The 15,565-nt window shown below is 42.4% G+C and carries 12 protein-coding genes; all 12 read left to right on the plus strand.

The genetic code is table 11. From position 1 onward, the window contains the following. Positions 1-32 precede the first annotated feature (32 nt). Positions 33-2,858: an alpha-L-rhamnosidase gene (locus EJ994_RS10315; protein WP_241240763.1), complete on the plus strand. Its 2,826-nt coding sequence runs from the start codon at positions 33-35 to the stop codon at positions 2,856-2,858. Then, a complete protein-coding gene (locus EJ994_RS10320) occupies positions 2,855-3,628 on the plus strand; it encodes a hypothetical protein (RefSeq protein ID WP_126592350.1) in 774 nt (257 codons plus the stop codon). Before EJ994_RS10315 ends, EJ994_RS10320 begins: the two co-directional genes overlap by 4 nt. Before the next feature lie 46 nt (positions 3,629-3,674). Then, entirely contained in the window at positions 3,675-5,939 is a 2,265-nt protein-coding gene (locus EJ994_RS10325; protein ID WP_126592351.1) for a glycoside hydrolase family 3 N-terminal domain-containing protein, read from the plus strand. 30 nt (positions 5,940-5,969) lie between these two features. Beyond that, positions 5,970-7,070 carry a glycoside hydrolase family 105 protein gene (locus EJ994_RS10330; RefSeq protein WP_241240764.1) on the plus strand — a complete coding sequence of 367 codons (1,101 nt, stop codon included), beginning with the start codon at positions 5,970-5,972 and terminating at the stop codon, positions 7,068-7,070. A gap of 1 nt (position 7,071) precedes the next feature. Next, a complete protein-coding gene (locus EJ994_RS10335; RefSeq protein ID WP_126592353.1) occupies positions 7,072-8,313 on the plus strand; it encodes an alginate lyase family protein in 1,242 nt (413 codons plus the stop codon). 42 nt (positions 8,314-8,355) lie between these two features. Next, entirely contained in the window at positions 8,356-9,654 is a 1,299-nt protein-coding gene (locus EJ994_RS10340) for a Gfo/Idh/MocA family protein (RefSeq protein ID WP_126592354.1), read from the plus strand. Positions 9,655-9,679: 25 nt separating this feature from the next. After that, positions 9,680-9,994 (plus strand): L-rhamnose mutarotase, encoded by a 315-nt coding sequence (gene rhaM, locus EJ994_RS10345; RefSeq protein WP_126592355.1) that lies wholly within the window; start codon positions 9,680-9,682, stop codon positions 9,992-9,994. A 178-nt stretch (positions 9,995-10,172) separates the two neighbouring features. Continuing rightward, the gene (locus EJ994_RS10350; protein ID WP_126592356.1) at positions 10,173-11,234 is read left to right on the plus strand and encodes an isocitrate/isopropylmalate dehydrogenase family protein; all 1,062 of its coding nucleotides are present in this window, start codon (positions 10,173-10,175) and stop codon (positions 11,232-11,234) included. A gap of 5 nt (positions 11,235-11,239) precedes the next feature. Beyond that, complete coding sequence (locus EJ994_RS10355) at positions 11,240-11,884, plus strand: cyclase family protein (protein ID WP_126592357.1); 645 nt, start codon at positions 11,240-11,242, stop codon at positions 11,882-11,884. Between the two features lie 5 nt (positions 11,885-11,889). Further along, positions 11,890-13,269: a four-carbon acid sugar kinase family protein gene (locus EJ994_RS10360; RefSeq protein WP_126592358.1), complete on the plus strand. Its 1,380-nt coding sequence runs from the start codon at positions 11,890-11,892 to the stop codon at positions 13,267-13,269. Then, the gene (locus tag EJ994_RS10365; RefSeq protein WP_126592359.1) at positions 13,266-14,534 is read left to right on the plus strand and encodes an MFS transporter; all 1,269 of its coding nucleotides are present in this window, start codon (positions 13,266-13,268) and stop codon (positions 14,532-14,534) included. The genes EJ994_RS10360 and EJ994_RS10365 overlap by 4 nt, the downstream gene beginning before the upstream one ends. Next, positions 14,535-15,563: a Gfo/Idh/MocA family protein gene (locus EJ994_RS10370; RefSeq protein ID WP_126592360.1), complete on the plus strand. Its 1,029-nt coding sequence runs from the start codon at positions 14,535-14,537 to the stop codon at positions 15,561-15,563. The last annotated feature ends 2 nt before the right edge of the window (positions 15,564-15,565 follow it).

The following is a 15,565-nucleotide window of genomic DNA, read 5'->3' on the forward strand; positions in this document are numbered from 1 at the left end:
ACAATCGCATAAAATCAAATAAAAATTACTTTTTGCGCTGCATTGGAATTCTACTATTAGCAATCCTCGGTTCATGTACTGAGGAAAAACCAGGGCCTAACCTATCTTTTGAGCAGCTCTTATGTAATCAGAAAGAAACTCCTAAATCCATTGAAACTGAGAATCCCGTTTTTTCGTGGATTGTTGACGCCGAAGGGTTCAATAAATCACAATCCGCCTATCATATTTTAGTGGCATCTTCTGAAGAAAAATTAAACGAGAACGATGCCGATGTTTGGAATTCCAACAAAGTACAAAGCACAACATCTACATTTGTACCCTTTGCCGGCACTAACCTTAAAGCCATGCAGCGTTATTTTTGGAAAGTGAAAATTTGGGATGAAAACAACAAGGCATCCAACTGGTCCACTACCCAGCATTTTGAAATGGGCTTAATGAATCTTGACAATTGGGGTAACGCTAAATGGATTACCCTAACAGAAGATAAAAGGATCTCGCCACACCGTTACAGGGAATACAAAACCGGTAAAATGGCAAAACCCATTATGGTAGAAGGTTTTGCGGCCAGTTATTTCAGAAAGGAAATAACCGTAGAAAAAGAAGTAGAAAAAGTACAGGCCTACATCTGTGGACTAGGATACTACGAACTCTATTTGAACGGGGAAAAAGTAGGCGACCACGTGCTGGACCCTGCACCATCCAATTATTACAAGCAGGCCTACTATGTCACCTATGACATAACAGAGGCTATTAAAGAGGATAAAAATGCCTTTGGTATTCTTTTGGGCAATGGTTTTTACGGACAGAATATCTCTTGGAAAAATGACCCTGAATCTGAAAAGGACTTGGCATACGGCCCACCTACCGTAAAGCTACTGGTAAAGACCACCTATACCGATGGTACAACTTCTGATTTTTATACGGATAACACATGGAAAGAAAATACCGGTCCCATCGTATTCAACAACATCTACGGTGGCGATACCTATGATGCCCGCCATGAAATAAATGGATGGAACACCGTGGGCTACATAGATGATGATTGGGGAACAGCTACGGAAACAGTACCAAACATTACCAAAGTGAGTGCACAGCAAATACCGCCCATTAAAAAACTAAAAACCTTGGAGCCGCAAAAAGTGTTTAAAGGTTCGGATGGAGAATGGATAGTTGATTTTGGACAGAACATCGCTGGTTGGGTCAAACTAAATATCCAAGAAAAAGAGGGACAGCTTATAGAGATTACAAATACAGAGGCCTTATTGACGGACGGTAGTGATATTTTTCCCGGGTCTACGGGAGGCGGTGCCAACGGTATGCCCCAAATATACAAGTACATCGCTAAAAGCTCAGAGCCGGAATCTTGGGAACCAAAATTCAGCTATCATGGTTTTAGGTACGCCAAGATAAAAGGCATTTCCAAAAAGCCGGATGCCAATATGATTAAAGCGGTGCTTGTTGCTACCGATATTGACAACACCGGAAGTTTTTCCTCCTCGGACGATATCCTGAACCAAATGCACAGCATTAGTAAATGGACCATAGAAGATAACCTTCATGGTATTCCGGAGGATTGCCCCCATCGCGAAAAATGTGGTTGGTTGGGTGATGCCCATGCCTTTGCCGAGTATGCATTGTACAACTACGACATGTACGATTTCTATAAAAAATACATGGAAGATATCCGTACCCAAATGCGGCCCACCAAAGGGCATAACGACCCGGATATCAAATTTCAGGTGCCTACCATGATTGCCCCCGGTAAGCGGACCTCTACCTATGCAAAAATAGATTGGGGCGTTGCCACCATGTACCTGCCTTGGTACAACTATTTGTTTTATGGAGATGATGCCATCATAAAGGAGTACTACCCGGAAATGAAAGAACTGACCAATTTTTATTTGAATTTTAAAGGTGAGAATGGGATTATGCAAGACGGCATGGGCGATTGGTGTCCGCCAAGTTGGGACCGAAGGTTAAATCCCGGTGCCATGGAAACTGACCCGATTATTTCCGCCAATGCCTATTTCTTTGATATTTTAGGTGTTATGGAAACTTTTGCAAAAATGAATAATGACAGCACCTACGAAGCTCAAATGAAAATGGAAAAAGAAGCTTTAAAAAAAGCCTTCAACAAAGCATATTTAAAGCAGAAAGATGGCACCAAATATAAATGGTACCTGAGTCAGACCGCAACGGTACAAGCCTTACAATTTGGTATGGTGCCAGAAGGGGAGATTGAGAATGTAGTCAATGGATTAGTGCACGATATTGTTGAAGTAAAAGGAGGGCATCATGCCACGGGGATACATGGAAATAGATATATCTACACCGTGTTGGCAAAGCACGGTAAAGCAGATTTGGCCCATGCTATATTAACAACGCCGGACTTCCCCAGTCAGGCCTACCAAATGAACTCCGGATTCACCACATGGCCAGAACGTCAATTTGAGTGGGAAAAGATGGAAGGACCCACAAATTCTTTAAACCACCCCATGCATAGTGGTTTTGCAGCATATTTTTTTGAGACCCTAGGCGGTGTGCGACCCATTGCGGAACAACCGGGTTTTAAAGAATTTACGGTAAACCCAGTATTTCCTAGTCATCTCAAGAATAATGACATCAGCATTAGCACGCCTTACGGCACCATTAGTAACGAATGGACAAAAAATGGCACCGATTTTGAAATGAACCTTAAAGTACCCTTTAATACAATGGCGCGAGTATTCATTGATGAAAAACAAAAAGAGACCTTGAAAATTAATAGCGAGGACTGGAAAACATTTGCTGTTGGTGATGCAACGAACAATACCATACCCCTAGGTTCGGGAACCTATACCTTAAGTTATAAAAAATGAGAAAAATCCATCGTATTAAAATATACAGTTTCATCTGTTTTTTGACGCTAGGTTTTTCCTGTAGTTCAGACGCTAACACGGAAGAACCCATTGAGGAAATGATGGAAGAAATGGAAGAGCCGGAGGAAGAAGGCACAGACAACCCAATGAACCCAAATACCGATTTAGATGTTATCAGCTACAAGGAAAACGACGGAATCGTAAGTGTGGAATTTGAAACCGTAGAGGGCGATTTGGAATGGGAACGCGGAAACACCCTTGATGCTTTTGACGGCACCGGTTATTTACGTTGGAACAAAGAAGATAATTTTAATATGCCCGGAGTAGGCATTTTGGTCTATAAATTAAACATCTCCACTCCCGGAACCTACCAGTTTGTGTGGCGGTCCAGAATTTCAGAAGGCGATAGTCAATCTGAAGGAAATGACTCCTGGCTCCGCTTTTCCGATGCAAGTGATTTTTTTGGGCAGCGAGAGGGCAGCATCGTTTTTCCAAAGGGATTGGATAAAACCCCTAATCCGGAAGGCAGCAGCTCGGACGGTTGGTTTAAAGTGTATATGAACCGGGTTGGGGAATGGTTTTGGCGTTCCAATACCAGCGATAATGACCCACACAATATATTTGTGAAATTTGATACCCCCGGTATCTATACCATGGAAGTATCCGGACGTTCTAAGTTCCATGCACTGGACCGATTTGTTTTGTTTATAGAAGGAAAAACATTGACCGAGGCACAGAATGCAGAACGCAGTGTAATTGTACAACCCTAAAAAAGTATGGTAAAATCCTTAAAACAATTTTTAGAATTAAACATTTATGAAACAAATAAAATATCCAATCCTATTTTTCCTTTCACTTCTAACCGTTGGCCTAACGGCACAAAAAAAGAAGATGGACTACAAAGACGCTTCACTTTCTATAGAAGAACGGGTTGAAGATTTGCTGCCCAGACTATCGCTAGAAGAAAAAGTGGCCCAAATGCGGATTTTCCATGCCAATATCGGGGTAAAATCCGACGAAAAAGAGAGATTGGAACTATCGGATAGAGTCATTGAGAAATTAAAGCTAGGCATTGCCGGTATCAAGAATCCCGGAGAGCATATTTCTCCCTTAGCAGCCGCCAAACTGAACAACGAACTACAGAAGTATATCATTGAACATAACCGTTGGGGCATACCTGCCCTATTTGTCACCGAATCATACAACGGAGTAGACGCTGAGGGCTGTACAAAATTCGGTAGACCTATTACCTCGGCCGCCTCTTTCAATCCCGAGTTAGTTAACCGTATTTGGGACGTGGTAGGTAATGAAGCACGATTAAGAGGAATGCATATGTGCCATTCGCCGGAGGCGGATATTGTGCGCGACCCCCGTTTTGGCCGTATGTCCGAAGCTTTTGGTGAAGACACTTACTTGACCACTCAAATGGTGGTAAACGCCATAAAAGGCGTGCAAGGCGATTATAAAGGCTTAGGAGCAGGAACCCATATCGGTGCCGTTGCAAAACACTTTGCAGGTTACGGACAAGTGTTGGGAGGTTCTAATTTTGCCGCAGTTGAAATATCACCCAGAACCTTGATAGACGAAATATACCCTCCTTTTGAGGCAGCGGTAAAAGAAGCTAGAACCTTAGGCATTATGGCCTCCCATGGCGATTTAAATGGTGTAGCCAGTCACGGAAACCCAGAATTATTGACCGGGGTTTTACGCGACCAATGGGGATTTGACGGCTACGTAGTCTCAGATTCCAATGACATTGCGCGTTTATACTATTTTATGAAGGTTGCGGAAAGTCCGGAAGCTGCAGCCCTGATGGGGCTTGTTGCTGGTATCGATATTGATTTGTATGCCGAGGATTCCTATGCCTACTTGCCGGAAATGGTCAAGAAAGACCCTTCCATAGAAAAAATGATAGACCGTTCCGTACGACGGGTATTACGGACAAAGATGATTCTAGGGCTTTTTGACAACCCCTATGTTGACATAAAAAAGGTAGAGAAAACGGTCCGTTCTGAATCCTCATTGGCATTAGCGCAAGAAGCCGATTTAGAATCCATTATCCTATTGAAAAATGAGGCAAATACACTACCCCTAAAAAAAGAGAAACAGCAAATTGCTCTATTAGGGCCTATCTTGAACGAAACCACCAAAGCCGCTTTTGAATCGGTAACAGGTGACCAAGTAACTTTTGTAGCAGCACAAGGTTTTGAATTGACGGACAAGAATAAAGGCGTACCGAAATTACTTCCAACCAGTTCTGAAGAGATAAATAAATTAGTTGATATTGCCCAAGCCTCGGACGCCGTTGTCCTATTTTTAGGCGGTGATGAGTTTACCTCGAAAGAGGCCTTTTTCAATAATGCCTTGGGCGACCGGGCTACTATTGACCCCGTTGGTGCCCAAGACGAACTGGTAACGAAAATTAAAGCTCTTGGAAAACCCGTCATCGTTATTTTAAAACACAGAAGAACCTTATCCATCAACACGATATCGGAACAAGCTGATGCCATTTTAGACGCATGGGATTTAAGCGAACTTGGCGACGCCTCATTGGCAAAAATCATTTTTGGAGATGTGTCCCCGTCCGGGAAATCCCCCGTAACTATTCCTAGGTCCATAGGGCAACTTCCCTTTCATTACAGCATGAAGGAAATCAATAACAAGAAAGGTTATTTATTTCTGGAAGATGGTCCTTTATATCCTTTTGGCCACGGATTGAGCTATGGAACATTTGAATATAAAAACCTTAAATTATCGGACAGTACCATCACCCCTACTTCCGAAATAACCATTAGCGTTGACGTTTCCAACACCGGAAAAGTAAAAGCCAAGGAAGTGGTTCAATTCTATTTGAAAGATGATATTGGCTCCGTAACCAGACCGGACAAAGAGCTAAAAGGCTTTGAAAAAATTGAATTGGCCCCAGGGGAATCCAAAACCGTTTCCTTCACCATCAACCCAAAAATGCTCGAATTTACTGGATTGACCATGGAGAAAATACTGGAAACAGGAGATTATACGGTTATGGTAGGTACTTCTTCCAAAGAAGGGGTAACGGGGAAATTCAGACTAGAAAAATAAAAACGCACTAAAACGAAAACGATGAAAACGATGAAAAGATTACTGCTTATTCTACTAGTATTTGCGACAACCAAAAACATGGGGCAGCAGATGGACAACAAGGCCATAGAAACCGCCATGGTCAAAGCGATGGAGTGGCAAGAAGCGCATCCTATTTTTGCCCTTGCCCCAACGGACTGGACCAATGGTGCCTATTACGTGGGCGTAGCCAAAGCCCATGAAACGACCAAAAACCCTATCTTCTTGGCAGCTCTTAAAACACAGGGGTATAGAAATCATTGGAAACCATTGTATAGAACCTACCATGCCGATGATGTCGCTATTTCCTATTCATATTTATATGCCAATAGTACTCGGAAAAACTTGGTGGATTTAGGCCCTACCAAGGAATTTTTAGACACACATCTTTACGAACCCAACAAATGGAAAGATGGTACTGACAAAAACAAAGAGAAAAAAATTCTTTGGTGGTGGTGTGATGCGCTGTTTATGGCGCCCCCGGTAATTACCGAATACGCCAAACAAACCGGGGAGCAGAAATACCTTGATGCAATGCACAAGTATTACATGGAAACCTATAACTTATTGTTTGATAAAGAAGAACACCTTTTTGCAAGGGATACGCGTTACCAGTGGGGCGTTAACGAAAAAGATTTGAAAGAACCCAATGGTAAGAAAATATTTTGGGCCCGCGGTAACGGTTGGGTATTGGGCGGACTTGCCTTAGTATTGACTGATTTGCCCAAAGACTATGAACACCGTGAATTTTATGTAAATCTCTACAAAGAAATGGCCGCTCGAATCAAAGAATTACAACATGAGGATGGTCTTTGGAGAACCAGTTTGCTCTCGCCAGAATCATGGAATCACGGTGAGGTCAGTGCAAGCGGATTTTACACATTTGCATTGGCTTGGGGAGTAAACAATGGACTTCTAGACAAAGACGAATATGGCCCATCCGCAAAAAAAGCTTGGAATGCCTTGGTGGCTTGTCAGCAAGAGAACGGTATGGTAGGCTGGGTGCAAGATATTGGTGCCGACCCACAACCAGCCACGGCAGACAGCTGGCAGAATTATGGTACAGGCGCTTTTTTATTGGCCGGTAGCGAGCTACTAAAACTGGAACGATAAAATGCATACAGGCACCAAAAGCCTTCCGTTTTCAGTTTTTTTCTTGCTGATACTGTTAGGCTGTTCCTGTTACGGTCAAGAAAAGGAATCCTACATAAGCGATACCTTTACTATGCTTGATTTTGATAAACTTCAGAAGGTAAAACTAGAAATCAAAAATAAATCTGACCATTTTTTACCAGCCTATCAAAAATTGATGGCCGATGCGAAAAACGCTTTAGATGCGAAACCAACTTCAGTTGTTGAAAAAAGCAGAACGGCGGCTAGCGGCGATAAGCGCGATTATTTAAGTCTGGCCCCCTATTGGTGGCCAAACCCGGATAAAGAGGACGGCCTACCGTGGATACGCAGGGACGGGGAAGTAAACCCGATGACCCGAGGAGAAAATGTAGATACGGATGCAAAAAATCTATTATTCTATCATGTTAAAACACTTTCCTTTGCATTCTTTTTTTCAGGCGAAAAGCAATATGCCGATAAAACCAAAGAATTATTGCAGGTTTGGTTTATAGACGAAACCACTAAAATGAACCCCAACCTAGATTATGCACAGGGCATCCCGGGAAGGAATACCGGCAGGGGTTTTGGCATTATCGACTTTCATGGCATCCTGAACATTGTAACCGCTTTGGAAATTTTGAAGGTGGGGAATACATTGGAACCTGAAGTTGAAACCCCGATGAGAAAATGGATGGAGGACTATCTGCATTGGTTACAGACCAGCGAATTTGGAATCTTTGAAAAAACCCGTAAAAACAATCATGGCACGCTATACGATGTACAAGTCGTCTCCTTGCTTCTATTTTTAGATAAAACCGATGCCGCAAGAACTGTCCTAGAATCGGTAAGTGAAAATAGAATTCGGCATCAAATTGAAGCTGATGGGAGACAGCCACATGAATTGGAAAGAACTAAAGGCATGACCTATAGCATCCTAAATCTGTCCGGTCTTACCAAATTAGCCTTCCTAGGAAGAAAAGAAAGTATGCAAATCGATTTATGGAAAGATGAATCGGCATCAGGAACCCTAAAAAAAGGGCATGACTTTCTGTATCCCTATATGAATGAAGATAAAACTTGGCCCTACCAGCAATTAGGCAGTATGGACAAAGCGTTAGAAAGACTTCAAAAAATGTTCGCAGCTACGGGCAGCATGCTTACTATCCCATCCTATTGTAAAACCAATATTAGCTTAATAGAGAAGAATGACGTACTACACCTACTTTATCCCTGTTTCCCATAAAATACCTAACTTTAAGATTACAAATTTGATTGCTGCTATACTATGAAAGAGGACGTACCCAACCATCATAATTCCCGAAGAAAATTTATAAAGCATACGGCACTTGCTGCAGGGCTCATAAGTATTGTGCCAAGGCACGTTTTGGGGAGAGGTTTTATGGCACCTAATGATAAGATAAATCTGGGTTATATAGGCTTGGGAAAACAAGGTGGCATTTTAGCGAATAGGTTTTTGGGCAATACCGAAGCGCAAATTGTTGCTGGTGCCGAAGTTTGGAATTCTAAACAAAAATGGTTTAAGCAACTGGTAGAAGGCTATTATGCTCAAAAAAGGAATATAACCAACTACAAGGGGGTCACTACCTATTTAGAATACGGTGAACTCTTGGAACGAACGGATATTGATGCTGTAGTCATTGCCACACCAGACCATTGGCATGCCAAGCAAGCTATAGACGCTATGAAAACGGGTAAAGATGTGTATTGCGAAAAACCCATGACCAACACCATCAAAGATGGTAGGGATATGGTAAATGCCAAAGAAAAGTATGGCAGCGTAGTGCAAATAGGTAGTATGCAACGCTCATGGGCTAAATTTAAGAAAGCACAGGAAATCGTAAGTTCCGGCAAGCTGGGTGAGATTAAAAAAGTACTGGTTAATGTTGGTGACCCTTACCGGCCATATGACCTAACCGCGCAGCCTTTACCAAAAGGTGTAGATTGGAACCTTTGGTGTGGTCCTGCTCCCCTACTTGGTTATCATGAAAGCATTGCTCCTGAAATCGTAAAAACCTATCCCGCGTGGCGCGACTTTAAGGAAACCGGTGGTGGACGCATCGCCGATTGGGGAACGCACATGTTCGATATTGCGCAATGGTGCTTGGGTATGGACAAAACCGGGCCAGTATCTTTTATTCCGCCAAAAGACCCCAATGCCGTTCGCGGACTACGAATGTTCTATGAAAACGGAATCGAACTGGTACATGAGGACTTTGGTCGTGGATGGGCGGTACGTTTTATAGGCACCGAAGGGGAATTGGACGTAAGCCGTGGATTTTTGGAAACGCGACCCGATACCATTCTTTTACCAAACGGAGGTGACCCAAAAGAACTGTTCAAAGACCAGGGCAACCATTATCAAAATTGGTTGGATGCCATTAGAACACGACAAGAACCTATTTGCGGGGTAGAAACTGGGCATCGTTCCGCGACCATCTGTAATGTTGCGAATATTGCCTATGAACTCGGTAGACCTTTGGAATGGAACCCTGAAAAGGAAAAATTCAAAGGAGATTACGAGGCCAACAAAATGAGGAAGAGAAAAAAACGCAATTATGCTTAACCCTGAGAATAGTATCTAAAAAACTATGCAACGATTAGCCTTTAAAATGAAACTGAATCCAGGTCAGAAAGAAGCGTATACCAAACGCCATAATGAAATCTGGCCAGAACTTAAAAAATTATTAGAGGAAGCCGGTGTTAGTGAATATTCCATCTTCCTTGATGAGGATACCCACACCCTTTTTGCTTTTCAAAAGGTATCGGGTAATGGCGGTTCCCAGGACTTGGCGAACAATCCCATAGTGCAGAAATGGTGGGCCTTTATGGCGGATATCATGGAAACCAATCCCGATAACTCGCCCGTTTCGACGGCATTGGAAGAAGTGTTCTACATGGAATAATTCCTTCGTTAAAGTTCAATTTCCCCGTTTTACAAGCTTATTTTTTTACCAGTATGGCAACGATTTACTGACCAGTATAGTACAGGATGTGCTATTCCTAAAATAAGGCTAGTATTATACACGCTTTAGATTATAAAAAACAAATCACAAACATTTTAATATTAAACTAGGTAGTACAATGGGTAAACAATACAAAATCGCAGTAGTTAACGGTGACGGCATAGGAAACGAGATTGTTCCGGCAGGGGTATCGGTATTAAGTGCGGTTGCCAAAAAATATAATTTTGACATTACAACAGAATATTTTTCTTGGGGTGCAGGACATTATGTGAAACATGGGGAATTTATGCCGAAAGACGGTCTGGAAACTCTAAAAAATTTCGACGCCATTTACTTTGGTGCCGTGGGACTTCCCGAAGTGGACGACACCCTACCTGCAAAGGACTATACTTTTAAAGTACGAACGGAATTGGAACAATATGTAAACTACAGACCTGTAAAATTATTTTCAGGGGTGCAGAGTCCATTGCGTGACAAAACAGAAAAAGATATTGATTTTGTCATTCTACGGGAAAACAATGAAGGGGAGTTTGTACAAAATGGTAAAATATTCTATCCGGACACACCCAATGGTTGCGCAGTAGATACCAGTATGGTTACCCGTTTGGGTGTAGAACGCATAGCGCATTATGCCTTTAAATTGGCACGGAAAAGAAGAAAAAAGGTAACCAACGTCACCAAATCCAACACCCTAATTTATACCTTGGGATTTTGGGACAAAGTGATTGCCGAAGTAGCAGCCGAATATCCCGATGTAGAATACGGTAAAATGTATATTGATAATGCCTCCGCTAGTTTTGTACTGAAACCGGAATTTTTCGACGTCATCGTTACTACCAATATGATGGGCGATATACTATCAGACCTAGGAGGCGCCATCATGGGAAGTTTAGGTTTGGGCGGTAGTGGAAACATCAATCCAGAAGGAGATTTCCCCTCCATGTTCGAACCTATTCACGGTTCTGCACCGGATATTGCAGGGCAGAACATCGCAAACCCCATTGGCCAAATTTGGTCGGCCGCAATTATGTTAGAACATTTGGGGGAGCAGGAAGCTGCCGATACCATTGTGGCGGGCATTGAATATGCCACCGCGCAAGGAAACCTCACCAAAGACCTCAAAGGCAACGCTTCCACTTCGGAAATTGCGGAACGCATTGTTGGCTTTATCAATTCATAGTTTAGATGATGGACCTCATCGGTAAAAATGTGATTGATTTAACCCTCACCTTGTCTGACAAAATGAAAGGAGTTTCCATCACAGAGGCAAGAAGTTTGGCTAAAGATGGTTGGAACGCCAGCACCTTGGAACTCTACTCCCATGTGGGAACTCATATGGACGCTCCGCTGCATTTTGAAGTAACCCAACAAAGTATCGATGAGATTTCTGTTGCGCGTTTCATCTCGGAAGCTTGGGTGGTCAACTTATCACATATTGCCCCAAGTGCCATGATAACAGTTTCGGATATGTCACCTATTGCCAATAAAATTAAGAAGGGGCAAAGCCTCATCCTTCAAACGGATTGGAGCAAAAGAGTGGATACCAAAAGTTATCGCGATGAGCTACCCAGAATTAGCAAAGAATTAGCACTTTGGATGGGTAAAAAAGGTATTGGACTTTTGGGCGTGGAACCACCTTCTGTCGCTGATGTCAATAATCTGAAGGAAGTGACGGAAATACATACCATCCTGATGCAAAATGACATTATCATTGTAGAAGGCTTGACAAACTTGGATTCAATAAACAAAGAACAGGTGACCTTGATTGCCCTACCACTTAAGGTTTTACGGGGTGATGGTGCACCGGCAAGAGTTTTGGCCTTGGAATAACAACTATGGAAAACCAACGCATCTTAAAATCAATAGAAGAGGGCAACCTTTTAAAGGGTCAAGAGAAGGATATAGTTGACTATCTAAAAGAGCACCCCAAAACCATAGTAATTTTAGATGACGACCCTACCGGCACTCAAACGGTTCAGAACATTCCCGTGATAACCAATTGGGAGGAACCTATTTTGGAACAAGAACTTTTACAGAGTCCCGTTTTTTTTATCCTCACTAATTCTAGGGCCTTACAAAAAGACAAAGCAATAGCCCTTCTAACTCTCATCGGTAGGCGATTAAAACAACTAGCAGAAAAACATCATAAAAAGTTACTAGTGGTCAACCGTGGTGATTCTACCCTGCGTGGGCATTATCCGGATGAAGTAATCGCGCTATCAAAGTCACTTGGGTATAAAAATGACAAACACGTATTGATTCCCGCTTTCTTCGAGGGTGGAAGATACACCTGTGACAACATACATTACGTGAGGGAAGGAGACACATTTATCCCAGCCGCTAGTACGCCTTTCGCAAAGGATAACACCTTTGGCTACGACGCCTCAGACCTTACCGAGTATGCCATTGAAAAGTACAAAGGCAAGATTGATGCGACACAAATTACATCAATATCCTTAAATGAACTTAGGTCGAGTCCAGACTTTTCGGATATCAAAAAGAAGATAGAGCAACACCAATGCATTATAGTCAACGCCACGACCCATGCCGATTTAGAAACTTTTGCCCTGTTTGCGCTAAAAACCAATATTCCATTGGTTCACCGAACCGCAGCTTCTTTTGTCAATGCCATCATAGGTAAGCGTCCGGCAGCTTTACTGGAAAAAGATGCCCTAGGTAAAGCAAAAGGACAGGGAGGTTTAATTGTTATAGGCTCCTATGTGCCAAAAACCACAGCACAGCTAAACGTTCTGAAAGCAAAATATAAGGCGAGTTATATGGAGCTAGATGTTGATGAGATTTTTAATGATGAAAATTTGAACGCTTCATTAAAGAAGAAGGCGGAGCGTATAGATTTATGGTTGGGTAAGGGTGAAAATGTGGTACTTTACACCAGCAGAAAGGTTAAACAGGGAAGTACCAAAGAAGACAGTTTAGCTATCGTGAACAGGGTATCACAAGCGCTAACCACGCTCGTTGAACTTATAGGTCCTCAGCCTCGGTTTATTGTAGCGAAAGGCGGAATTACCTCAAGCGATATTGCCGTAAAATCATTACAAATTAAACGCGCAATTGTGATAGGTCAACTCATTAAAGGCGTTCCTGTTTGGCAAGCGGACGAAAATTCTAAATTTCCCGGAATCCCTTATATCGTTTTTCCCGGTAATGTAGGTACAGATAACGATTTGTATAACCTTTTAAATAGATTGGAATGAGCACAAAAAACCATTTCCCAAAGCGTTATTTTATGGTGGCCGGCACCTTTCTATTGGCATTGTTACTGTACATCGATAGGATATGCATTTCGGTAGCGAAAGAACCCATTTCTTCAAGCTTGGACCTTAGTGATAAGCAAATGGGTTGGGTTCTGGCAGCATTTTCCCTCGGCTATGCGTTTTTTCAGACTCCATCGGGTCTTATGGCAGACAGATACGGGCCTAGAAAAATATTGGCCGGGATTGTCACTATCTGGTCCGCTTTTACTGCCCTAACCGGTGCGGCATGGAACTTTAGTTCCTTACTGGTAGTTCGTTTTCTTTTTGGCGCAGGTGAAGCCGGGGCATTCCCTGGAATGTCAAGGGCCATTTACAATTGGTTTCCTTTAAAGGAAAGGGGGGTGGTTACCGGTATCAATTTTTCAGGTTCAAGATTGGGGGCGGCATTTGCACTGCCTCTAGTAGCTTGGATGATTGAGGATTTAGGATGGAGGGCTACCTTCCTCATACTAGGTGGCATAGGTGTAATCTGGGCCTCTGGTTGGTACATTTTGTTCAGGGATAGACCAGAAGACCATAAAGGTATCTCCGCAGCGGAAAAAGAATATATAATCTCGAACAGACAGGATAAAAAAGTATCCCTGACCAAAGAGAAAATCAGTTTTCGTCAGCTTTCAAAATCAAAGAACATGTGGCTAGCCATGGGGCAATATTTCTGCAGTAATTTTACGTTCTTTTTCGCCCTGACTTGGTTATTTCCACACATAAAAAAAGAGTATGGATTGGAAACCATTGAGGCCGGACTTTATACCGCCGTGCCCTTGATTTTTGGAGCTTTCGGTAATTGGTTTGCAGGTTGGTTAATAGATAGGATTTTTTCCAAAGGAGATTGGGACAAGTCTAGGATATTTCCTGCATCCTTAGGTTTTGGCTTAGCCGCCATAGGTTTGATAGGAAGTATATATATGGATACCGCTACAGGTGCCATATTGATGCTAAGCATCGCCATTTTTGGTGCGGATATGACCTTACCGCCCTCATGGGCCTTCTGTGTGGACATTGGCAAGAAAAATGCGGGGGCAATTTCTGGCACCATGAATATGGCCGGAAATATAGGTGCATTTATCACGGCACTTTTATTTCCGTATCTTTTGGATTGGACTGGCTCCACAACACTTTTTTTTATTGTTGGGGCCGCCTTAAATATCATAGCAATACTACTTTGGTCAAAAATGAAGCCAAGACGACATTTTACGACATATTAAATGAAAAGAAAAAGAGGCGTAGCGGTAGGTCTAGGGTATTTCAGTCAGTTTCATTTAGAAGCTTGGATGCGTATAAAAGAGGTCGATTTGGTAGCGATATGTGATACCGATATCGCCAAGGCTGAAGGCACTGCATCCCAATATGGCATACCACGATTTTATTCTGATATCAATGAAATGCTAGCCAATGAAAATCCCGATTTCATCGATATCATAACTCCACCTGAAACCCATTTGGAACTGTGTATCTTGGCCGCTGAAATGGGAATTGATATTATTTGTCAAAAGCCTCTGGCACCAGATTTAAAAGAAGCACAAAAAATAGCCGAAACCATTTCAAAAAATAAGGTTCGGATGATGATACATGAAAACTTTCGGTTTCAGCCTTGGCATCGGGAAATCAAAAAACTGCTTGACCAACAAACTATTGGAAACCAATTGCATAGTATCCACTGGCGTATGCGCATGGGAGACGGTTGGCAGAAAGATGCCTATATGAACCGGCAGCCTTATTTTCGAGAAATGAAACAGTTATTGATATATGAAACCGGGATACATCTCATTGATGTACTTCGTTATTTTGGAGGGGAAATCAATCAGGTGTTTGCCAAATTACAACGGTTCAATCCCAACATTAAAGGAGAAGATTCTGCATTGGTGCTATGCGATTTCTCACAGGGAGGCACGGCTATTATAGATGCCAATCGGTTTCATGAGAGTACCTGTGAAAACCCTAGATTAACCTTTGGTGAAGTCCATATCGAAGTGAACAAAGGCCATTTGCACTTACACCAAGATGGCCGTATTACCGTAAAGCGATTGGGTAAGCCTGAAACCGTACATGACTACCATTTTGAGGATAAAAATTTTTCTGGAGATTGTGTGTACTATACCCAGTTGCACTTTATAACACAACTAATTTCGAAAAAGTCTTTTGAAACCGATGTTCAAGAATACCTGGCGAACATTAGGGTATTGGAAAGCGTTTATGCATCCAATAGCAAAGGACATCCACTAATCGTGCAATAGGC

It is taken from the genome of Maribacter sp. MJ134, assembly GCF_003970695.1.
In the GTDB taxonomy this organism is placed as follows: Bacteria; Bacteroidota; Bacteroidia; order Flavobacteriales; family Flavobacteriaceae; genus Maribacter.